Here is a 20,970-nt window from a genome sequence, read left to right on the forward strand (position 1 = left end):
GCGGCTGGCAGGCAAACACCGGGGGCAGTCCCCTGGATTGATGCTACGGACCGAGCTGATGGTCAACGACTGGCGGGGACAGACCCCTGCGGAGCTGCCGCCGGGGGTGCAGTCCGGCGCTCGTCAGGCAGGGCGATCAGCCCCGCGAGAAGGTGCGCGTGACGCGTTCCAGGTGGGAGCGCATCGCGTGGCGGGCGCCGGCCGGGTCGTGGGCGGCGATGGCTTCGAGGATCTTGCGGTGGTCCGGCAAGGTCTGCAGGCGCAGTTCCTCGGTCTGGTAGTGTTCCTTCAGCTTGTGCCACAGCGAGCCGCGGTTGTTCCACAGGTATTCGACGACGCCGACCAGGGCCGTGTTGCCGGTGGCGCGGGCGATCGCGAGGTGGAAGTTGCGGTCGGCCAGTTCATTGCTGGCGCGGTCCTCGTGGTGGCGCTCCATCTGCTCCACGGCTTTCAGGATCGCGTCGACGGCGGCGCCGGTGGCGGCCTTGGCGGCAATGGCGGCGATTTCCGATTCGATCATGCGGCGTGCGGCCAGCACCTCGAAGGGTCCGGGGCCGGTTTCCGGCACGTCCGCCGGCAGCGGCTGTTCGCAGACGTAGACGCCGGAGCCTCCACGCACCTCGACTACGCCGCCCAGTTCCAGCGCGATCAGCGCTTCACGCAGCGAAGCCCGGCTGACGGACAGCCGCGCGGCCAGTTCGCGTTCGGCCGGCAGCCGTTCGCCGGGGCCGATGCTGTCGTCCTGGATCATCTGCTGGACACGCTCGGCGACGACGCGGTATAGCCGCGGTTCTGCGGCAGGGGTATCGCCGTTTGCGGAGTTCTTTCTCATGGATGGATGTCCTCTATGGAACGCCGATTATAGTTGTGTTCCAGCCACTGCGGGCGGCAGCCCGCGGCAAATCCGGTGGAGAGTGGAAACGATCACCATCTTGCGTGCGCCGCCCCGCTCGCGGCGGGGTGGCGGCAGGCTTCCCGGCAGGTACTTCAGTGGGTCCGGTCGACCGCGAAGCGGGCCAGCTGCAGCAGCGAATCCTTGTAGCGGCTTTCCGGCATCGTGGCCAGCGCCGCGGTGGCGCGGTCGGCCTGTACTTCGGCGGCGCGGCGCGTGTAGTCGAGCGCGCCGCTGCTGGTGATGGCGGCCAGCACGGCGTCGAAATGCTGTTCGTCGCCGGTCTCGATGCAGGAGCGCACCAGCTGGCGCTGTTCCTCGGTGCCGTGTTCCATCAGGTAGATCAGCGGCAGCGTCGGCTTGCCTTCGCGCAGGTCGTCGCCGACGTTCTTGCCGATCTCGGTGGCGTCGCCCGCGTAATCAAGCACGTCGTCGATCAACTGGAACGCGGTGCCCAGCGAGCGGCCATATTCGCCGGCGGCGGCGATCTGCGCGTCGCTCGCGCCGGCCACCAGCGCGCCCAGTTCGGCGGCCGCCTCGAACAGCTTGGCCGTCTTCGAGCGGATCACCTTCAGGTAGCTGTCCTCGGAAACGTCCGGATCGTGCATGTTCAGCAGCTGCAGCACTTCGCCTTCGGCGATCACGTTGGTGGCGTCCGACAGGATCCGCATCACGCGCATATTGTCGAGCGAAACCATCATCTGGAACGAACGCGAGTACAGGAAATCGCCCACCAGTACCGATGCGGCATTGCCGAACAGCGCGTTGGCGGTGGCGCGGCCGCGGCGCAGCGACGATTCGTCGACCACGTCGTCGTGCAGCAGCGTGGCGGTATGGATGAACTCCACCACCGCCGCCAGTTCATGGTGGGCGGCGCCTTCATACTTGTACGCGTTCGCCACCAGCAGCACCAGTACCGGGCGGATTCGTTTGCCGCCGGCGCTGATGATGTATTCAGCGATCTGGTTGACCAGCGCCACTTCGGAATGCAGTCGCTGGCGGATCACGCCGTTGACGGCGTCCATGTCGGCCGCGATGGTGCTGATGATGTGGTTCTGGCTGGTGGGTTGGGTGGACAAGGCGAGCCTGCTGCGGTCGGGTTTGAAGTGCCGCGATTATACGACATGCACGCTTGCCGTTGCCGACATACCACGAGCACGGAGCTTTGTGAATAAGTTTTTGACGTCAATTTGCCATGCATGTATAATCGTTGGTTCTCTGGCCTCCGCCCAGCCGTTGGAAGGTTCAACTGCGTGGCGTCGAGGGAGGGAATTTTCTTAACATTTGTGAGGTTTCAAATCATGTACGCGGTCATAAAAACCGGTGGCAAGCAATACAAAGTTGTCGCTGGCGAAAAACTCAAAGTAGAACAGATACCTGCTGACATTGGTTCCGAACTCACCATCGATCAAGTCCTCGCCGTTGGCGCGGGCGACAGCATCAAGTTTGGTGCTCCACTGGTTGAAGGTGCAACGGTTCTGGTGAAAGTGGTTTCCCAAGGTCGTCACGACAAGGTCAAGATCTTCAAGATGCGCCGTCGTAAGCACTATCAGAAGCACCAGGGCCATCGTCAGAACTACACCGAAATCCAAATCGTTTCGATCAACGGCTAATCGCTGTTATCTGAATTAGTCAATCAAGGAGCAATAAATGGCACACAAAAAAGGTGGCGGTACTACCCGCAACGGCCGCGATTCCGAATCAAAGCGCCTGGGCGTTAAGGTTTACGGCGGTCAAACGATCAACGCCGGCGGCATCATCATCCGCCAGCGTGGTACCCCTGTGCGCGCCGGCGAAGGCGTGGGCACCGGCAAGGACCACACCCTGTTCGCACTGGTCGACGGCGTGGTCAAGTTCGTGACCAAGGGCGCTGGCAACAACAAGTTCGTCACCGTCGTTCCGGCTGCTCAGTAATCCAGCCCATACGGTGATGTAAGGCGCAAGCCTTTGTTATCGAAAGGCTCTGCCATCGGTGGAGCCTTTTTCATTTTCAGGCGCCTGATGTCGGGCGCCTAGTCAAGGCGGTAATCATGAAGTTCATCGACGAAGCACGTATCGAAGTCATCGCTGGCGACGGCGGCAACGGCTGCGCCTCTTTCCGGCGCGAGAAATTCCGTCCGTTCGGCGGCCCCGATGGCGGCGACGGCGGCAAGGGCGGTTCCATCTGGGCCGTGGCCGACCGTAACATCAACACGCTCGTCGACTACCGCTATTCCAAGATGCACCGGGCGTCGAACGGCGAACCGGGTCGCGGCTCCGACTGCTATGGCAAGGGCGCGGACGATGTCACGCTGCGCATGCCGGTCGGCACGCTGATCATCGACAATGTGACCGGCGAGATCCTCGCCGACATGACCGAACACGGCCAGGTCGAACTGCTCGCCAAGGGCGGCGAGGGCGGCTGGGGCAACATCCACTTCAAGACGTCGACCAACCGCGCGCCGCGCCAGAAGACGGAAGGCAAGGAAGGCGAACGCCGCGAACTGCGCCTGGAACTGAAGGTGCTGGCGGACGTGGGCCTGCTGGGCATGCCGAACGCCGGCAAGTCGACCTTCATCACGGCCGTGTCGAACGCGCGCCCGAAGATCGCCGACTATCCGTTCACCACGCTGCACCCGAACCTGGGCGTGGTGCGCGTGTCGCATGAAAAATCGTTCGTCATCGCCGACATTCCCGGCCTGATCGAAGGCGCCGCCGAAGGCGCCGGCCTGGGCCACCAGTTCCTGCGCCACCTGTCGCGCACGGGCCTGCTGCTGCACATCGTCGACCTGGCGCCGTTCGAGGCGACCGTGGACCCGGTGAAGGAAGCCAAGGCGCTCGTCAAGGAACTGGAAAAGTACGACGAGGCGCTGGTCGACAAGCCGCGCTGGCTGGTGCTGAACAAGCTGGACGTGGTGCCGGAAGCGGAACGCGCCAAGCGCGTGAAGGACTTCGTCAAGAAGTTCGGCTTCAAGGGCCCGGTGTTTGAAATCTCCGCGCTGTCGCGCGAAGGCACGCAGGAACTCGTGACGGCCATCTACCAGTACCTGGAAGAGAAGCGCCACGGCGAGCAGCGCGCCGAGGAAACCCAGATGACGGAAGAAGCGCGCGGCATCTCGTCGATCGATCCGGACGATCCCCGCTTCAAGGTCCTCGACTGAGAAAGTCGATGCGTTGAACAAGAGGCCCGCCATGCGGGCCTTTTCCTTATGTTCTTCGGTAAAGCCGTCCGTTACCGGTTAAAATTCTTCCAACTGTTACCTGTTCGTTCCGTCACCCTGGACCGGGCAGCGTCAGCGGCAAAGCAGGGCGACCAGCCCTGCCACACCAGATCCATTTTCCTGAAGAGATTTGCCGCCCCCATGAATTCCAGCACCACACATTCCGTCATTCAAAAAGCGGGCCGCATCATCGTCAAGGTCGGCTCCTCGCTCGTCACCAACGATGGCCGCGGCCTCGACCAGGCCGCCATCGCCCGTTGGGCCGCGCAGATTGCCGCGCTGCGCGCACTGGGCAAGCAGGTCGTGCTGGTCAGCTCCGGCGCGATCGCCGAAGGCATGCTGCGCCTGGGTTTCGAGCACCGTCCCACCGACGTCCATGAATTACAGGCATGCGCCGCGGTGGGCCAGATGGGCCTGGCGCAAATCTACGAAACGAGCTTCCGCGCGCATGGCATCGGCACCGCGCAGGTGCTGCTGACGCATGCCGACCTGGCCGACCGCGAACGCTACCTGAACGCGCGCTCCACCCTGACCACCTTGCTGTCGCTGGGCGTGGTACCGATCATCAACGAGAACGACACGGTCGTCACCGATGAAATCAAGTTCGGCGACAACGACACGCTGGGCGCGCTGGTCGCCAACCTGATCGAGGCCGACGCGCTGATCATCCTGACGGACCAGCGCGGCCTGTTCTCGGCCGACCCGCGCAAGGACCCCGCGGCCTTCCTGATCACCAATGGCATCGCCGGCGATCCGCAACTGGAAGCCATGGCGGGCGGCGCCGGCTCGAGCCTGGGCCGCGGCGGCATGCTGACGAAGATCCTGGCCGCCAGGCGTGCCGCCAAGTCCGGCGCGCATACCGTGATCGCCTTCGGCCGCGAGGAAGGCGTGCTGACGCGCCTGGCGTCCGGCGAAGCAATCGGCACCGAGCTGCAGGCGCAGACCGGCCACCTCACCGCGCGCAAGCAGTGGATGGCCGATCACCTGCACACGCTGGGCCAGGTCGTCATCGATGCCGGCGCCGTTGAAAAACTGTCGCGCGAAGGCAAGTCGCTGCTGCCGATCGGCGTGCTCGAAGTGCGCGGCGAATTCGGGCGCGGCGCCGTCATCACCTGCGTCAGCGAAAAAGGCGTGCCCATCGCCCGCGGCATCACCAACTACACCAGCGGCGAAGCACGGCGCATCCTGCGCAAGCCGTCGGCGGAAATCGAATCGGTCCTCGGCTTCGTCGAAGGGCGCGAGCTGATTCATCGGGATAACATGGTGCTGCTGTAGGCGTTCGGGCTGCGCCAGTGTTGGCGGTCGAGCAGCAGGGGTCTGCCGGAGCGCCGTACCGCCCCGCCAGTTACCGGCACAAACGGCGTTGTCAGTTTTAAACAAGGGGACTGACCCCGGTGTTTGTTAGCGTTGCGGCGATGCCGACAAAAACCGGGGTCAGTCCCCTCATAAAGCTGACGACTGTGGTAGAGGCCAGCACTTACCGGGGACAGACCCCTTAAACCCTCACACCACCGCCGGCGCCGCCGTCTTCTGCCGGTACTCGCACAAATCCACGATCATGCAGTTCCAGCACTGCGGCTTGCGCGCCACGCACGTGTAGCGGCCGTGCAGGATCAGCCAGTGGTGCGCATCCTGCAGGAATTCCTTCGGCACGAACTTCAGCAGCTTCTGCTCGACGATGTCCACCGTCTTGCCCGGCGCGAGGTTGGTGCGGTTCGAGACCCGGAAGATGTGCGTGTCGACTGCGATCGTCGGTTCGCCGAACGCGGTGTTCAGCACCACGTTGGCGGTCTTGCGGCCGACGCCGGGCAGCGCCTCCAGGGCTTCCCGGTCGCGCGGCACTTCGCCGCCGTGCTGCTCGACGAGGATGCGGCAGGTCGCCATCACGTTCTTTGCCTTGGTGTTGAACAGGCCGATGGTCTGGATGTATGGCACCAGCCCGTCGAGGCCGAGATCGAGGATCGCCTGCGGCGTGTTCGCCACCGGGTACAGCTTGCGGGTGGCCTTGTTCACGCCCACGTCGGTGGCCTGCGCCGACAGCAGCACGGCGATCAGCAGTTCGAACGGGGTGGTGTATTCGAGTTCGGTGGTGGGATGGGGATTGGCTTCGCGCAGGCGGCGAAAGATTTCGTGGCGTTTGGCTGCGTTCATTGTTCGGGTTTGTTTTCCTGCGCGGCGGCGGCCTTGGCCGCCTCTGCTTTCAGGCGCGCGCGTTCCATCGCGGCGGCGATGATGGCCCGCTTGCGTTCCTTCTCGGCCAGCTCGGCGGCATTTTCCGGGGCAAGGTTCTCGACGGCCGCCATCTTGGCCTGCGCCTTGGCGGCCAGCCGCGCATCGTTTTCCTCGCGTTCGCGCTTCAGCCGGGCGGTGCGGAAATCGTGGCGGTCGCGCGCGGCGTCGGCGTCGGGCTGCGACCAGGCATCCCAGCCCGTGGCCTCGGTCACCGGATACATCACGATGCAGTCGACCGGGCATGGCTTCACGCACAGGTCGCAACCCGTGCACAGTTCGGGAATGATCGTGTGCATCTGCTTGGCCGCGCCCATGATCGCGTCGACCGGGCACGCCTGGATGCACAGCGTGCAGCCAATGCACAGCGCTTCGTCGATGAAGGCGACGGCGCGCGGCCGTTCCAGGCCGTTGTCGGGATTGAGCGGGATGACGGGATGGCCGGTGACGGCCGACAGCCGCACGATGCCTTCGGCACCGCCGGGCGGGCACTGGTTGATGCGCGCGTCGCCCGCCGCGATCGCTTCCGCGTACGGCCGGCAGCCGGCAAAGCCGCATTTCGTGCATTGCGTCTGCGGCAAGGCGTCTTCGATACGGTCGGCGAGGGAGGTCGGTTCAGTCACGATGGAAGTCAGGATGCGGCCAGCAACAGCAAAGACGCATTATCCTTCATTCGTGCCCGGTCGTGCAGCGGGGCGGGCAGTCCCGGCAGGCTCCGCTTGGCTTTGCCGGCGCCTTATGGGAGCATGGGTGGATGAAAGAAACCAAGCCGCCCCCCATGGAGACCGCCCGGTCATGAACGCGCGCCCGCCGGCTCATGGGCCAATGCCCGCGCTACGCCACGCACTGCGGCATGCCGGCTCCGGTGTGCTGGGCTGTGTGCTCGGCTGTGCACTGGCCGCCATCGCCACCTCGGCGGCGGCGCAGACTCCGCAAACGATCCGTTTTGCCGCCGAGGAGTGGCCGCCGTTCGTCAGCGATACGCTGCCTGACGACGGCCTGTCCGGCGCGATGCTGCGTGCCACGCTCGACCGCCTCGGCTATACGGCCCGGATCGACTATTTCCCGTGGAAGCGCACGATGGACCTGGGCCTGAACGATGGCCGCTATGCCGGCTTCCTGGCGGTCTGGCGCACGCCCGAACGCGAGAAACTGTGCCACTTCTCGAGCCCCGTCGGCACGACGCTGACCGTGCTGGCCTACCTGAAGGACAAGCCGGTGCGCGCCGGCCAGCTGGCCGACCTGCGCGGCATGCGCATCGGCACCGTGGACGGTTTTGCCAACGGCGAGGAGTTCGATGCGCTGGTGCGCCAGGGCCAGCTCGGCGTGGAGATCGGCGTCAACGATGAAACCAATCTGCGCAAGCTGCTGGCGCGGCGCTATCCGGCGATCCTGATCGAGCGGCGCGTACTGCGCCACCTGCTCACCACGCGCTTTGCCGGCGTGGACCGCGACCGTATCGCCACCAACGAACGGCTGTTCCGCGAACGTTCCGTGCATGTGTGCTTCAAGCGCACGCAGGTCGGGCTGGTGCAGCAGCGGGCGTTTAACGATGCGGCGAAGAACGTCGATTTCGGCCAGGTGGAGAAGGCGTACTGGCGGCGGATCGGCGAGGTGGGCGTGGCGGGGGATTGACGGGCAGGCAGTGGATAGCCTTCCCGCGGAGCATAAAAAAAGCCGCCCCGTGGGGCGGCCAGTCTTCGAGGAGCCTGATCAGGCGTGCTGCTTGATGAACGAGGTGATTTTCGGGCACACCAGCTCGCGCCAGCGGCGGCCGGAGAAGATGCCGTAGTGGCCGGCCTGCGGTACCACGAAGTCTTCCTGCATGTCGGCCGGGATGCCGCTGCACAGCTCGTGCGCGGCCTGTGTCTGGCCGGCGCCGGAGATATCGTCCAGCTCGCCTTCGACGGTCAGCAGCGCTACATTCTTGATGTCCTGCGGGCGCACCAGCTGGCCGCCCACTTCCCACGTGCCGTTCGGCAGGCGGTGTTCCTGGAACACGGTCTTGATGGTGTCCAGGTAATACTCGGCCGGCATGTCGAGCACGGCATTGTATTCGTCGTAGAACTTGCGGTGGCTTTCCGCCGAGTCATCGTCGCCGCGCACCAGTTGCATGTAGAACTCGCGGTGCGACTGGGCGTGGCGGCTTGGGTTCATCGCGACGAAGCCGGCATGCTGCAGGAAGCCCGGGTAGACCTTGCGGCCAAAGCCCGGGTAGTTCGGCGGCACCGGATAGATCACGGTGTTCTCGAACCACGAGAACGGCTTCTCGGTCGCCAGGTTGTTGACCGCCGTCGGCGACTTGCGCGAATCGATCGGGCCGCCCATCATCGTCATCGTCTTCGGCAGCTTCGGGTCGTTGTTGGACGCCATCAGCGAGATCGCGGCCAGCACCGGCACCGTCGGCTGGCAGACGGAAATCACGTGCACGTCCGGCCCCAGGTGGCGGATGAAGTCCTGCACGTAGAAGATGTAATCGTCGAGGTGGAACGCGCCTTCGCTCAGCGGCACCATGCGTGCGTCGGTCCAGTCGGTGATGTACACGTCGTGTTCCGGCAGCAGGCCGCGCACCGTATCGCGCAGCAGCGTGGAGTGGTGGCCGGACAGCGGCGCCACCAGCAGCACGGTCGGCTGCTTCAGTTCATCACGGGTATCCTTGCGGAAGTGGATCAGGCGGCAGAAGGGCTTGGTAACGGCGGCGTGTTCGATGATCGACACCGGCTTGCCATCGACGGTGGTGGTGTCGATGCCGAATGGCGGTTTTTCGTAATCCTTGCCCAGGCGGTACAGCAGTTCGTAGCCGGCGGCGATCCGCTGCGCGAACGGCGTGTGCGCCAGCGGCGACACCGGGTTGCTGAACAGTTTCGAGGACGCTTCGGCCCACTGCATCAGCGGGTTCAGGAAGGTCCGTTGCATCTCGTGAAGTTGGTAAAGCATAGGTGTTCCCGGGTCATAATGCGCTGCCAAAAATTAGTGCAGCGCGGAAATCATAAGCCCATTATAGGCCGTTTATTATTAACGTAAAGCATTTTCCAGATGCCGCAAGAAAGGGGATAAAAAGCAACAAGATGAAGGGGAAAGCCTGTAGTTCCTACGATAATAGTGCCGATGAAACAAAAAAAGCAGCGTTTCCGCTGCTTTTTTGTAGGACAGGTCTGAACCCTTGGTCAGACGACTGGCATCAGTCGAAGACCGGCGATTCGACGCCCAGCACCTTGTGGAGTTTTGGCGACGTCGTCGTGTACTGCATGTGGATCTTCTTGTCGGGGAAGATGTACGGCGCGGCGCCGAAAGCGGCCAGCGCGGCTTCGTGGAAGCCCGACAGGATCAGCTTTTTCTTGCCCGGGTACGTATTGATGTCGCCCACGGCGAAGATGCCCGGCACATTCGTCTCGAATTTCTCGGTGGACACCACTTTCAGCTGCTTGCGCTCGATGTCCAGGCCCCACTCGGCGATCGGGCCCAGTTTCGGCGACAGGCCGTAGAACACCAGCAGCATGTCCAGCGGCACGCGGCGGGTCACGCCGTCGGCGCCGGTCACGCGCAGTTCGGACAGCTTGCCCTCCTTCTGTTCGATACCGGAAACCTGGCCGATGATCAGCTGCATTTCATAGTCTTCGCACAGCTGTTTCATCTTCGCCACGGAAGCAGGCGCGGCGCGGAAGTCTTCGCGGCGGTGCAGCAGCACCACGGACTCGGCCTTGCCGACGAAGTTCAGCGCCCAGTCCAGCGCGGAGTCGCCGCCGCCGCAGACGACGATGTTCTTGCCTTCGAACTGCGAAGGATCCTTGACGCGATAGAACACCTGCGAACCTTCGAACGCCTCGAGGCCTTCGGTCTTCATCGTGCGCGGCTGGAACGAACCGACGCCGGCGGCGATGAAGATGGTTTTCGTGATGAACTTGGTGCCCAGGCTGGTTTCGACGTCGAAGCGGCCATCATCGCGCTTCTGCACGAGGGTGACTTCCTGGCCCAGGTGGAAGGTGGCGCCGAACGGCTCGATCTGCTTGAGCAGGCCGTCGGTCAGTTCCTGGCCTGTGCACGAAGGAATCGCGGGAATATCGTAGATCGGCTTGTCCGGATACAGTTCCACGCACTGGCCACCGACGGCGGCCAGCGAATCGATCACGTGGGCCTTGATTTCCAGCAGGCCCAGTTCGAAGACCTGGAACAGGCCGACGGGGCCGGCGCCGATGATGACGGCATCCGTTTCATGGAAGCCACCTGGAGGGGTGCTGACGATATTCATGACGATTTCTATCCTGTGTATTCAAATGCGGCAGGCCGCGCGCTGGGGCGTGCCAGGGCAGGCACGTGGCGCGGATACCGGGGGGCTGCCGTTAGCGCACCAGCAAATTGAGTTTGTCCTTGACGTCCTTGAACTGCTCGGCTTCCGGCAGGGCTGGCTTGGTCTTCGTGATCGAAGGCCAGTTGCGGGACAGGTCCGCATTGAGCTTGATGTAATCCTGCTGGTCGGACGGCACATCTTCTTCCGCGAAAATGGCGTTGACCGGGCATTCGGCCACGCACACGGCGCAGTCGATGCATTCGTCGGGATCAATTGCCAGGAAATTCGGGCCTTCGCGGAAACAATCTACCGGGCAAACATCGACGCAGTCCGTATACCGGCAGGCGATGCAAGATTCGGTGACAACGTGGGTCATAGCAGTCCTATCAATGTTGGTGTGAAGCGGTCGATAACACAATCCCAACTTCAGCAAAGCACTGTATTTTAGGGCAATTTCCCCTTTCTCACAATTCAGGCTTAGACACAATACATATAAGCAAATGCGGCGCGCGCCGTTGCCGGCGCGCCGCGCCAGCGCGTGAAATGCTGCCCCATCCGGCCGGCAAGCTGCATGCACTGGTACGTGTCCTATCGCTATTGCTGGCTTACAATCCCTGTCTTCACAGCCCGGAGTAACGCATGACGCCCAGCCTCATCGAGATTGCCGGCGCGGTACTGTTTGCCGTCGCCATCCTGCATACCTTTTCCGCCCAGGCGTTCGAGCGCCTGGCGGAGCGCTATCCCGCCCATGCCGGCATCTGGCACCTGCTGGGCGAGGTCGAAGTGGTGTTCGGCTTCTGGGCCATGGTGCTGGTGGCATTCATCGCCGTCACGGCCGGCACGGGCGACGCGGCGGCCTATGTGGACAGCCGCAATTTCACCGAGCCGATGTTCGTGTTCGTGATCATGGTAATCGCCGCCACGCGGCCGATCCTGCAGACGACGAAATCCGCCGTGGCCCTGATGGCCCGCGCCATACCGCTGCCCGATGGCGTGGTGACCTACTTCCTCGTGCTGGCCGGCGTACCGCTGCTGGGCTCGTTCATCACGGAACCGGCCGCGATGACGCTGGCCGCGCTGATCCTGTCCGAACGCATCTTCGCCAGCGGCATTTCGGAACGGCTGAAGTACGCCACCCTGGGTGTACTGTTCGTCAACGTGTCGATCGGCGGCACGCTGACACCGTATGCCGCGCCGCCGGTGCTGATGGTGGCGGGCAAGTGGGGCTGGGACCTGTCGTTCATGCTGTCGCACATCGGCTGGAAGGCGGCAATCGCGGTGCTGGTCAACGCGGCCGGCGTGACCGCGCTGTTCGCCCGCGAACTGGCTGCGCTGCGGCCCGCCGCGACCGACGGCCGGGACTCGGCGGTGCCTTTCGTGCTGGTGCTGGCGCACCTGGCGTTCCTGGCCGGCGTGGTGCTGTTCGCGCACCATCCAGCCGTGTTCATGGGCCTGTTCCTGTTCTTCCTGGGCGTCGCCCATGCCTACGAGCGCTTCCAGGACCGGCTGATCCTGCGCGAAGGCCTGCTGGTGGCGTTTTTCCTGGCCGGCCTCGTCGTGCTGGGCGGGCAGCAGCAATGGTGGCTGCAGCCGGTGTTGATGAGCATGAGCAGCGATGCCGTGTTCTATGGCGCGACCGCGCTGACGGCGATCACCGACAACGCCGCGCTCACTTACCTGGGCTCGCTGGTGGAAGGCCTTAGCGACGAGTTCAAGTATGCGCTGGTCACGGGCGCGGTGGCCGGCGGCGGCCTTACCGTGATTGCCAATGCGCCGAATCCGGCCGGCATGTCGATCCTGAAGGAGCATTTCGCGCTGCAGACGGTATCGGCGCTGAACCTGCTGCTGGCCGCGCTGGCACCGACGGCCGTGGCGATCGCCGCCTTCCGCCTGCTGTAGTGTCGAGTGCCTGACGTTGTGGCATGATGGCGCCTTTTTGCCCCATCTTACGCATGATCAACATCATTCAACCCCACAACCTGCCTCCCGAAGCGGCGCGTGCCGCCGCCCAGCAGGTGGCCGACAAGCTGGCGCGCGAACTGGACCTTTCCTGCCAATGGCAGGGCGACGTGCTGCGCTTCGAGAAAAGCGGCGTCGAAGGCACCCTCACGCTGCTGGAACAGCAGGCGCAAATGCAGATCAAGCTGGGATTCCTGTATGGCGCCTTCGCGCCGGCGATCCAGAGCAAGGTCGCCGAAAAGATGCGCAAGGTGTTTGCGCCGGAATGATGGAACGGTGAAGCATGGGCACCGGCCGGCGGGCGCCGGCCGGGCGATCCGGTCCCGATCAGCCTTTCAGGTCGGCGATCAGGTCGATGTATTGCTGCTGTGCGTCGTCCTGCGACGTGCCCTGCAGCGCGGCCCACGCGTCGTACTTGGCACGGTTGACGAAATCGGTCATGCCGGGGCGCTCGCCGGTGGCGTCGCCGCTCGATCCCTGCTTGTACAGCGCATAGATCTTCAGCAGCGTCATGTTGTCCGGCCGCTCCGGCAGGTTCTTCGAATCGGCGACCGCCTGGTCGAACTGTTGTTGCAGGCTCATGGTGTCCTCTTGGGGGTGCAGGTTGAGATCGGCGCATCATACAAAACCGGCGCGCTTCCGGGATCCTGAAACTGTAGAGCAACCCCTCCAATATGCGGCAATGCCTGGCCCAATGCGGAACGGCGGCCAGGACCCGAGGCGACCGGGGCCTGACCGCCGTTTCGGCCTGAATCCGCTATTACTTTTTCTTGGTCGGGTTCACAGCCGCCTTCAGCGTCGCGCCAGCCGAGAACTTCGGCGTTTTCGACGCGGCGATCTTGATTGCTTCGCCGGTTGCAGGATTGCGGCCTTTGCGAGCAGCGCGCTTGGCAACCGAGAAGGTGCCGAAGCCGGTGATGCCGACCGTATCGCCTTTTTTCAGGCGCTCGGTAACGATGGCAATCAGGGTATTCACTGCGTCGTTGGCGGCGGCACCGGACATTTCGGTACGCTTCGCAAATTCTGCAATCAGTTCGCCTTTTTTCATTACTACCTCCGTGGTTAATAGAGGCCGCAGATTAGCATAATATTTGCGGAAAGTAATCCTTTGAAACAATAGAAACCCTTATGGCTGCTGGGCTGCTGCGGTGCGGCATGCCAGGCGGGAGCGCGGTGCGCCGTCCGGATGCGAGCCGGACGCGTAACCGGCGCGGCCCGGTGCTAATATGAAGTATCGTCCCTTGAACACAGGCGGGCCAACATCATGAGCTTTTCCGACGAAACCCTGATGGCATATGCCGATGGCGAACTGGACATGGCCACGCGCCGCGCGGTGGAGCAGGCCTGCTCCAGCGACCTGGCGCTGGCCCGGCGCGTCGCCTACTACAAGACGCGGCGCAGCAATGTCTTCGCCGGCTTCGCGCCAGCTGACGACGGGCAGCGCGTGCGCCCGCCGCGCCAGGCGACGGTCGTCAGCCTGCAGGCGGTGCGGGCGCGGCGCGAAGCCACCCAGCTGGCGGCCCGCAAGGCCACGCGCGAGCGGCGCTGGTCGTGGCCGGAATGGACGGCACTGGGCGGGGTACTTGTCGTCGGCGTACTGGCCGGCACGTTCGGCCTGTCGTACTTCCAGGCAGACGACACCCCTGTCGACCTGGTCGCCAGCCACGACGGCACGCTGATGGCCGAGGGCCGCCTCGTCACGGCGCTCGAGCAGCAACTGGCGGCACCGCCGGGCGCCGCGGGCGTGGCCACCAATGCGGCGGCGCGGGCCGCCGGCGCGGTGCGCATCGGCATGTCGTTCGTATCGGCGGACGGCAGCTACTGCCGCAGCTTCGCCAGCGGCAGCGGCACTTCCGAGATCGCCGGGCTGGCCTGCAAGACAGGGCAGGAATGGCGACTGGCGCTGGTGATGCAGAATCCGCGGCCACCGCAGTCGAGCGGTACCGCGGCCGCCGCCGGCGCCGCCGACATTGCACCGCCGGTCAGGGCGGCCATCGAGCAGCGCATTTCCGGCGACCCGCTCGACGCGAAGGCGGAGCAGGAGGCCATGCAGCGCGGCTGGCAGCGCTAATAAGAAAAAGGCGCCGCAAGGCGCCTTTTTTTTACGTTCAGTGTCTACGTTCAGTGCATTACTTCTTCTTTTCGTCTTCCTCTTCGTCGTCGTCGTCCGACAGGGCGGCCTTGCCCACGTAGACGACGCCCTTGCCGGCAGCGACACCCACGTCGACCGCGGTCGATGCGACGGTGACCCCGGCACCCACGACGGCCGCGCCGACGGCGACCACGGTGCAGCCGGACAACGCGGCCGCTGCCAGCAGGGCTGCCGCCAGCAGTGGCAAACGTGTCAGTGCCGGCAAGCGCATTACACGCCCAGCAGTTCGACGTCGAAGATCAGCGTGGCGTTCGGCGGGATCACGCCGCCGGCGCCGCGTGCGCCGTAGCCCAGGTCGGCCGGGATGATCAGCTGGCGGGTGCCGCCGACTTTCATGCCCTGCACGCCTTCGTCCCAGCCGCGGATGACCATGCCGGCGCCCAGCGCGAACTCGAACGGATCGTTGCGGTCCTTGCTGGAATCGAATTTGGCGCCCTTGCTGCCGTCGGCGTTCTGCAGCCAGCCGGTGTAGTGCACGGTGACGTTCTGGCCGGCTTTCGCCTCGGCGCCGTCGCCGACCTTGACGTCGTCGTACTGCAGGCCGGATGGGGTGGTGGTGGTGGACATGGGCGTTCCTTTCAATGTTCGGGTTGACGATTGTAGTGCAAGGCGGCGCGGGCCGGCTAGTCGGTGCAATGCGTGCCCTGGCTCCCCGCCGGCGGCGAAGCCCGGCATTGGCCGTAAAATAGGGCTTTGCCACCCAGTCGCGAGTTGCCATGTTCCGCAGTTACCGCCATGTTCCGCTCATTGCCGGCACGTTGTCTTCCCGCCAGGCCGGCATGCCGGCCGCGCAGGCCGCTTTCGCCCATGCCGTCGCGCGGAGGGCGCACTGATGCGCGGCGTGCTGAATGCCTATGGCCGCGCGGTGCTGTCGCAGCTGCACGGCCGCATGCTGCTGCTGTCGGTGGTGCCGTTCCTGCTGTCGGTGGGGGTGTGGGGCGTGGTGCTGTACTTCACGCTGCAGCCGCTGCTGGACTGGCTGACGGGCCATTTCTTCGATTTCGAGCTGTACCAGTATTCCAGCCAGTGGCTTGAAAATATCGGCCTGGCGATGCTGAAGACGGTGGTGGTGCCGCTGTTCGCGATGCTGCTGCTGTTGCCGCTGATGATACTGACGGCACTGATCTTCATCGGCGTGGCCGCCGTGCCGGCCATCGTGAAACACGTGGGCGGACGCCACTTCCCGCACCTGGAAAAGAAGCAGGGCGGCAGCCTGGTGAAGGGCATCGGCAAGGCCGTTTCGCTGTTCCTCGTGTTCATCGTAATCTGGCTGTGCCTGCTGCCGCTGTACGCCATTCCGCCGCTGGCGATCCTGTCTTCGGCGCTGCTGTGGGGCTGGCTGACGTCGCGCGTGATGAGTTACGACGCGCTGTCCGAACATGCCAGCGAGGAGGAAATCGGCATCATCCAGCGCGAAAAGAAATGGCCGCTGCTGGCGATCGGGGTGGCATCCGGCGTGGCCGGTTCGCTGCCGGCGATCGTCTGGGTCGGCGGCGCGGCGATCGCCGTCGTGCTGTTCCCGTTCCTGCTGGCGGCAGCCGTGTGGCTGTATGTCCTCATCTTCATCTTCACCGGATTGTGGTTTCAGTATTATTGTCTCGAAGCGCTTGCGCAGCTGCGCGCCCGCAGCGAATCCACCATGGAGCAGGAAGGAACATGAACGACAAGGCAAACACGATCGGACTGATCGTCATCGGCGATGAAATCCTGTCCGGCAAGCGCACCGATGCGCACCTGCCGAAGGTGGTTCAGCTGCTGGCCACGCGCGGCCTGCAACTGGGCTGGGCCGAATATATCGGCGACGACCCTGCGCGCATCCAGGCCACGCTGGAGCGCAGCTTCGCCACGGACGACATCGTGTTCTCCACCGGCGGCATCGGCGCCACGCCGGACGACCATACGCGCCAGGCCGCCGCCGCCGCGCTGAAGCGGCCGCTGGTACTGCATCCGCAGGGTGCCGAGAACATCCGCCAGCGCGTGCTGCAGGTGGCGCGCGACGAAGGCAGGGAGGTCGACCTGGAAGCGCCGGAAAACCTGCAGCGCCTGAAAATGGCGGAATTCGCCGCGGGCGCCGAACTGATCCCGAATCCGTACAACAACGTGGCCGGCTTCGCGCTTGGCAGCCATTACTTCGTGCCGGGCTTTCCCGTGATGGCGTGGCCGATGATCGAGTGGGTGCTCGACACGCACCATGCGCACCTGTTCAACCGGCAGCCGCGCGCGGAGCAGGCTGTGCTGGTGTACGACGGCGCCGAGGCGGAGCTGACGCCGCTGATGGAAAACATCGAAGCCACGTGGCCGGGCGTGAAAGTGTTCAGCCTGCCCAGCGTGGGCGATGCGCAGACGCGGCGGCACATCGAGCTGGGCGTGAAGGGCGATCCGGCACAGGTGGCGGCCGCGTTCGCGCGGCTGTGCGAAGGGCTCGATGCGCACCGCGCCGACTACCAGCGCATCTCATGATAGCGGCATGACGGCGGCGTGACGGCGCAATGACAGGACGATGACTGCGCGATGACAGGGCGATGACAGTGCGATAACACGCACGGGCTCGCGCCGGTCCCGTGCTGTTGCTTGCAGATCAGGGTCGTTGTTTTTTTGCGAAAATGTCGGTGCCGCCTGAAATATTCGCCCTGTTGACCCGTGCACACCGATGCGATGTGGTGCAATGGCAATAAGCTGTGCGCAGTGCGCGCGGCATGGCGCACAGACCGAATGACGCACCGACCGAATGACGCATCGACCGAATTACGCAGCACTCATTAACGCAGAACCCCGTTGCAGAACCTCCTTAGCAGAACCTCAGTAGCAGAACCTCAGTAGCAGAACCTATGTCTTCCCAATACGATCAAGAAAGGCAGGGCGTGGACGACGAGCAGACGGCCACGCCGCCGCCGTCCGAGCCCAAAAGCCGTCGCTCCCGTCACGCTTTCATCCTGTTGATGCTGGTACTGCTGTCGCTGGCCATCTGGTGGATGGTCCACGAATCGCGCACGTCGACGCTGCAGGCGAAATACTTCACCGGCGTCGTCAAGCAGCTCAACTACAAGGTTGAACCCGGCCCCAGCAATGCGATCCGCTTCCCGCACGACAGTCCGTATGACGAGCGGCTGGGCTATGCCAACATTCCCGATTACCTGGAACGCCTCAAGCAGCGCGACTACCACGTGCTGTCGCAGTCGCGCTTCTCGCCCAGGATGGTCGAACTGGCGGACATGGGGGTATTCACCACCTTCCGCGAGAAGACCCGCACCGGCCTGACGATCTACGATTGCCGCGCGCAGCCGCTGTTCTCCGCCAGCTATCCGGAACGCATCTACCCGGGCTTCGCGCAGGCCCCCGCCGCACTGGTGCACAGCCTGCTGTTCATCGAGAACCGCGAGCTGCTGGACAACACCTATCCGAAGCGCAATCCGGCCGTGGAATGGGACCGCCTGTCGAAAGCGATCCTGGAAAAATCCGCCAGCGCCGTGGGCCTGGCCAGCAGCCGTGCCGCCGGCGGCAGCACGCTGGCCACGCAGATCGAGAAATACCGCCATTCGCCGGAGGGCCGCACCGGTTCGATGAAGGACAAGCTGCAGCAGATGGTGTCGGCCACGCTGCGCGCCTACCAGCAGGGCGAGGACACGACGGCGGTGCGCCGCCAGATCGTGGTCGACTACCTGAACACCGTGCCGCTGTCGGCCAAGCCCGGCTACGGCGAAGTGAACGGCATCGGCGACGGCATGTGGGTCTGGTATGGCCGCGACTTCAACGAAGTGACCCGGCTGCTGTCCGGCCGGATGGACCAGCCGGGCAGTGCCCTCGTGTTCAAGGAAGCGCTGTCGCTGCTGATCGCGCAGCGCCGGCCCACCTATTACCTGGGCGATGGCGACGAGGACCTGGAAATACTGGCCAACAGCCACCTGCGCCTGCTGGCGCAGGCCGGCATCATCACCCCGGCGCTGCGCGACGCCGCGCTGAAGGAAAAACTGCGTCCCGCCAAGGGCAACGGCCTGCAGGCCGCGCCGCCGGTCAGCTACGTGACGAAAAAGGCTGCCAACACGGTGCGTGTGCACCTGGCGAACCTGCTGGGCGACAACCGCATGTACAACCTGGACCGGCTCGACCTGTCGGTGGTCAGCACGCTGGACGCGGAAGCTCAGCGCGCCGTGGCCGGCATGCTGCGCGACCTGAAGGATGCCACCGTGGCCGAAAGCGCCGGCCTGACCGGCAAGGGCATGCTGGGCAACGGCGACCCGGCCAACGTCGTCTACAGCTTCACGCTGCTCGAGCGCGGCGACAAGGTCAACTACCTGCGGGTGCAGACCGATAACTACGACCAGCCTCTGGACATCAATGAAGGCGCCAAGCTGGACCTGGGCTCCACCGCGAAGCTGCGCACGCTGGTCACCTACCTCGACATCGTCGACCAGCTGCACAAGAAGTTCGGCGGCATGAGCGCGGACGAACTGGGCAAGGTGCAGTTCGATCCGAAGGACCGGCTCACCGCGTGGGGCATCGAGTGGCTGTCGATCACGCCGATGGACAAGCGCGACCTGACGGCGATGCTGAACGCGGCGATGGAGCGCACCTATTCCGGCAATCCGGGCGAGGGCTTCTTCACCGGCGGCGGCCTGCATTACTTCGGCAATTTTTCGAAGGAAGACAATGGCCGCATCCTGACGGTGCGCGAAGGCCTGCGCCGCTCCACCAACCTGCTGTTCGTGCGGCTGATGCGCGACGTGGTCAAGTACTACATGTTCCAGATGCCCGGCTCATCGGCCAGCCTGCTGGCCGATGCCGACGATCCGCGCCGCGCTGAATACCTGGCCCGCTTCGCCGACAAGGAAGGCAAGGAATTCCTGTACCGCTTCTACGCCAAGTACAAGGGCAAGCCGAAGGCGGAGCTCGACAAGATCCTGGTCGACGGCGTCCGCCCCACGCCGCTGCGCCTGGCCAACATCCACCGCACGCTGTTCCCGACCGCTTCGATCGGCGAGTTCGCCATGTTCGTCAACGGTAACCTGACCGAGCAGAACGAGGTGCCGCAGGAACGGCTCGAGAAGATGTACGACCAGTACGCGATGGACAAGTGGAGCCTGGCCGACCGCGGCTACCTGGCCAACGTGCACCCGCTGGAGCTGTGGCTGGTGGCCTACCTGCGCCAGCACGAGGGAGCGACGCTGTCGCAGATCGTGGCCGCGTCCGAGAAGGAGCGCCAGGAAGTCTACCAGTGGCTGTTCAAGACGCACCGCAAGCATGCGCAGGACCGCCGCATCGCCGGCCTGCTGGAGATGGAAGCGTTCATTGGCATCCACAACCAGTGGAAGAAGATGGGCTATCCGTTCGGTTCGCTGGTGCCATCGTATGCGACCACGCTGGGCGCCTCGGCCGACCGCCCGGCCGCGCTGGCCGAGATGATGGGCATCATCGTCAACGGCGGCGTGCGCAAGCCGACCCAGCGCATCGAGTCGCTGCACTTCGCGGCCGGCACGCCCTACGACACGAAAGTGGCGCGCGCCGAGAAGGTCGCCGCGGAACGGGTGCTGTCTCCGGAAGTGGCGCGCGTGGCGGCCGATGAAATCCGCGGCGTGGTCTCCGACGGTACCGCGAAGCGCGCGAAAACCGCCTTCGTGGCGGCGGACGGCACCAATATTCCCGTCGGCGGCAAGACCGGTACCGGCGACCAGCGCTTCGACGTGTATGCCGCCGGCGGCCGGCTGATCGAATCGCGCTACGTGAACCGTTCGGCCACGTTCGTGTTCAACATCGGCGAGCGCTTCTTCGGCAGCATGACCGCGTATGTGCGCGGCCCCGAATCGAAGAACTATGACTTCACCAGCGCGCTGCCGGTGCAATTGCTGACGGTGCTGGCGCCGAGCCTGATGCCGCTGATCGAGCCGAACCAGGCAGCCGCGCTGCCGGCCGATTCCTCCGTCGCCGCCGCGGCCGCCGCGCTGGGCGCGCCGGTGAAAGCCTGCGGCGGGTGAGTAAACGCCTGCGGCGTGTGAGTGCAGGGGTCTGTCCCCGGTAAGTGTTGGCGCCAGCGCTTGCTGTCAGCTTCGTCAGGGGACGGACCCCGGTGTTTGCCAGCGTATCGACGCGCCAGCAAAAACCGGGGTCAGTCCCCTTGATAGAAGGCTGCAACCGAGGGCAGTGTCAACGACTGGCGGGGACAGACCCCTGTGACGCAGCCGCTATCCGTACTTCCAGTCACACCATTTTCCTTGCAGGTTTCATCATTTATTGGCATCGTGCCAGCCATGATGAA

22 protein-coding genes are annotated in these 20,970 nt (G+C 64.4%); 11 read left to right on the top strand and 11 right to left on the bottom strand.

Annotated features, from left to right (window positions below):
• Nucleotides 1-136: 136 nt before the first annotated feature.
• Nucleotides 137-832 (bottom strand): FadR/GntR family transcriptional regulator, encoded by a 696-nt coding sequence (locus ACY34H_RS23415; protein ID WP_464979873.1) that lies wholly within the window; start codon nucleotides 830-832, stop codon nucleotides 137-139.
• Nucleotides 833-987: 155 nt separating this feature from the next.
• Nucleotides 988-1,971 carry an octaprenyl diphosphate synthase gene (ispB, locus tag ACY34H_RS23420; RefSeq protein WP_464979874.1) on the bottom strand — a complete coding sequence of 328 codons (984 nt, stop codon included), beginning with the start codon at nucleotides 1,969-1,971 and terminating at the stop codon, nucleotides 988-990.
• A gap of 222 nt (nucleotides 1,972-2,193) precedes the next feature.
• On the opposite strand from ispB, the gene rplU reads away from it, so the two are divergent.
• The 4 genes from rplU to proB all read left to right on the top strand — a co-directional run bounded on the left by rplU (nucleotide 2,194) and on the right by proB (nucleotide 5,367).
• Entirely contained in the window at nucleotides 2,194-2,505 is a 312-nt protein-coding gene (gene rplU / locus ACY34H_RS23425) for a 50S ribosomal protein L21 (RefSeq protein WP_130185982.1), read from the top strand.
• Nucleotides 2,506-2,542: 37 nt separating this feature from the next.
• A complete protein-coding gene (rpmA, locus tag ACY34H_RS23430) occupies nucleotides 2,543-2,806 on the top strand; it encodes a 50S ribosomal protein L27 (protein ID WP_464979875.1) in 264 nt (87 codons plus the stop codon).
• Nucleotides 2,807-2,922: 116 nt separating this feature from the next.
• On the top strand, nucleotides 2,923-4,032 hold the full coding sequence (obgE, locus tag ACY34H_RS23435; protein WP_464979876.1) for a GTPase ObgE: 1,110 nt from the start codon (nucleotides 2,923-2,925) through the stop codon (nucleotides 4,030-4,032).
• A gap of 201 nt (nucleotides 4,033-4,233) precedes the next feature.
• On the top strand, nucleotides 4,234-5,367 hold the full coding sequence (proB, locus tag ACY34H_RS23440) for a glutamate 5-kinase (protein WP_464979877.1): 1,134 nt from the start codon (nucleotides 4,234-4,236) through the stop codon (nucleotides 5,365-5,367).
• 228 nt (nucleotides 5,368-5,595) lie between these two features.
• Here proB and nth read toward each other — a convergent pair whose 3' ends face one another.
• Entirely contained in the window at nucleotides 5,596-6,243 is a 648-nt protein-coding gene (gene nth / locus ACY34H_RS23445; protein ID WP_137316326.1) for an endonuclease III, read from the bottom strand.
• Complete coding sequence (gene rsxB, locus ACY34H_RS23450) at nucleotides 6,240-6,944, bottom strand: electron transport complex subunit RsxB (RefSeq protein ID WP_464979878.1); 705 nt, start codon at nucleotides 6,942-6,944, stop codon at nucleotides 6,240-6,242. The genes nth and rsxB overlap by 4 nt, the downstream gene beginning before the upstream one ends.
• 202 nt (nucleotides 6,945-7,146) lie before the next feature.
• On the opposite strand from rsxB, the gene ACY34H_RS23455 reads away from it, so the two are divergent.
• Nucleotides 7,147-7,956 carry a substrate-binding periplasmic protein gene (locus ACY34H_RS23455; protein WP_464979879.1) on the top strand — a complete coding sequence of 270 codons (810 nt, stop codon included), beginning with the start codon at nucleotides 7,147-7,149 and terminating at the stop codon, nucleotides 7,954-7,956.
• A gap of 78 nt (nucleotides 7,957-8,034) precedes the next feature.
• Here the strand turns inward: ACY34H_RS23455 and ACY34H_RS23460 are convergent, their stop codons facing one another.
• From ACY34H_RS23460 to fdxA, 3 genes are all read right to left on the bottom strand, one after another.
• Nucleotides 8,035-9,258, bottom strand: a complete 1,224-nt coding sequence (locus ACY34H_RS23460; RefSeq protein WP_464979880.1) for a polyhydroxyalkanoate depolymerase — start codon at nucleotides 9,256-9,258, stop codon at nucleotides 8,035-8,037.
• A 244-nt stretch (nucleotides 9,259-9,502) separates the two neighbouring features.
• Nucleotides 9,503-10,570 carry an NAD(P)/FAD-dependent oxidoreductase gene (locus ACY34H_RS23465; RefSeq protein ID WP_464979881.1) on the bottom strand — a complete coding sequence of 356 codons (1,068 nt, stop codon included), beginning with the start codon at nucleotides 10,568-10,570 and terminating at the stop codon, nucleotides 9,503-9,505.
• Nucleotides 10,571-10,661: 91 nt separating this feature from the next.
• Nucleotides 10,662-10,985 (bottom strand): ferredoxin FdxA, encoded by a 324-nt coding sequence (gene fdxA, locus ACY34H_RS23470; RefSeq protein WP_464979882.1) that lies wholly within the window; start codon nucleotides 10,983-10,985, stop codon nucleotides 10,662-10,664.
• A 263-nt stretch (nucleotides 10,986-11,248) separates the two neighbouring features.
• Between fdxA and ACY34H_RS23475 the strand changes: the two genes are divergently transcribed.
• Nucleotides 11,249-12,508, top strand: coding sequence for a putative Na+/H+ antiporter (locus ACY34H_RS23475; RefSeq protein ID WP_464979883.1), 1,260 nt, complete (start codon nucleotides 11,249-11,251; stop codon nucleotides 12,506-12,508).
• Between the two features lie 53 nt (nucleotides 12,509-12,561).
• Nucleotides 12,562-12,837, top strand: a complete 276-nt coding sequence (locus tag ACY34H_RS23480; RefSeq protein ID WP_464979884.1) for a polyhydroxyalkanoic acid system family protein — start codon at nucleotides 12,562-12,564, stop codon at nucleotides 12,835-12,837.
• A gap of 58 nt (nucleotides 12,838-12,895) precedes the next feature.
• Here ACY34H_RS23480 and ACY34H_RS23485 read toward each other — a convergent pair whose 3' ends face one another.
• Nucleotides 12,896-13,150: an acyl-CoA-binding protein gene (locus ACY34H_RS23485; RefSeq protein WP_464979885.1), complete on the bottom strand. Its 255-nt coding sequence runs from the start codon at nucleotides 13,148-13,150 to the stop codon at nucleotides 12,896-12,898.
• 178 nt (nucleotides 13,151-13,328) lie between these two features.
• On the bottom strand, nucleotides 13,329-13,616 hold the full coding sequence (locus tag ACY34H_RS23490; protein WP_050409188.1) for an HU family DNA-binding protein: 288 nt from the start codon (nucleotides 13,614-13,616) through the stop codon (nucleotides 13,329-13,331).
• Nucleotides 13,617-13,832: 216 nt separating this feature from the next.
• Between ACY34H_RS23490 and ACY34H_RS23495 the strand changes: the two genes are divergently transcribed.
• A complete protein-coding gene (locus ACY34H_RS23495) occupies nucleotides 13,833-14,639 on the top strand; it encodes an anti-sigma factor (RefSeq protein WP_464979886.1) in 807 nt (268 codons plus the stop codon).
• Between the two features lie 58 nt (nucleotides 14,640-14,697).
• Here the strand turns inward: ACY34H_RS23495 and ACY34H_RS23500 are convergent, their stop codons facing one another.
• Nucleotides 14,698-14,931, bottom strand: coding sequence for a hypothetical protein (locus tag ACY34H_RS23500; protein ID WP_464979887.1), 234 nt, complete (start codon nucleotides 14,929-14,931; stop codon nucleotides 14,698-14,700).
• Nucleotides 14,931-15,287 carry an FKBP-type peptidyl-prolyl cis-trans isomerase gene (locus tag ACY34H_RS23505; protein WP_464979888.1) on the bottom strand — a complete coding sequence of 119 codons (357 nt, stop codon included), beginning with the start codon at nucleotides 15,285-15,287 and terminating at the stop codon, nucleotides 14,931-14,933. The genes ACY34H_RS23500 and ACY34H_RS23505 overlap by 1 nt, the downstream gene beginning before the upstream one ends.
• Before the next feature lie 265 nt (nucleotides 15,288-15,552).
• On the opposite strand from ACY34H_RS23505, the gene ACY34H_RS23510 reads away from it, so the two are divergent.
• From ACY34H_RS23510 to ACY34H_RS23520, 3 genes are all read left to right on the top strand, one after another.
• Nucleotides 15,553-16,380, top strand: coding sequence for an EI24 domain-containing protein (locus ACY34H_RS23510; protein ID WP_464979889.1), 828 nt, complete (start codon nucleotides 15,553-15,555; stop codon nucleotides 16,378-16,380).
• Entirely contained in the window at nucleotides 16,377-17,180 is an 804-nt protein-coding gene (locus ACY34H_RS23515) for a competence/damage-inducible protein A (RefSeq protein WP_464979890.1), read from the top strand. The genes ACY34H_RS23510 and ACY34H_RS23515 overlap by 4 nt, the downstream gene beginning before the upstream one ends.
• A 368-nt stretch (nucleotides 17,181-17,548) precedes the next feature.
• Nucleotides 17,549-20,689 (top strand): transglycosylase domain-containing protein, encoded by a 3,141-nt coding sequence (locus tag ACY34H_RS23520; RefSeq protein WP_464979891.1) that lies wholly within the window; start codon nucleotides 17,549-17,551, stop codon nucleotides 20,687-20,689.
• Nucleotides 20,690-20,970: the final 281 nt, after the last annotated feature.

It is taken from the genome of Pseudoduganella sp. jia 9 (genome assembly GCF_055502615.1).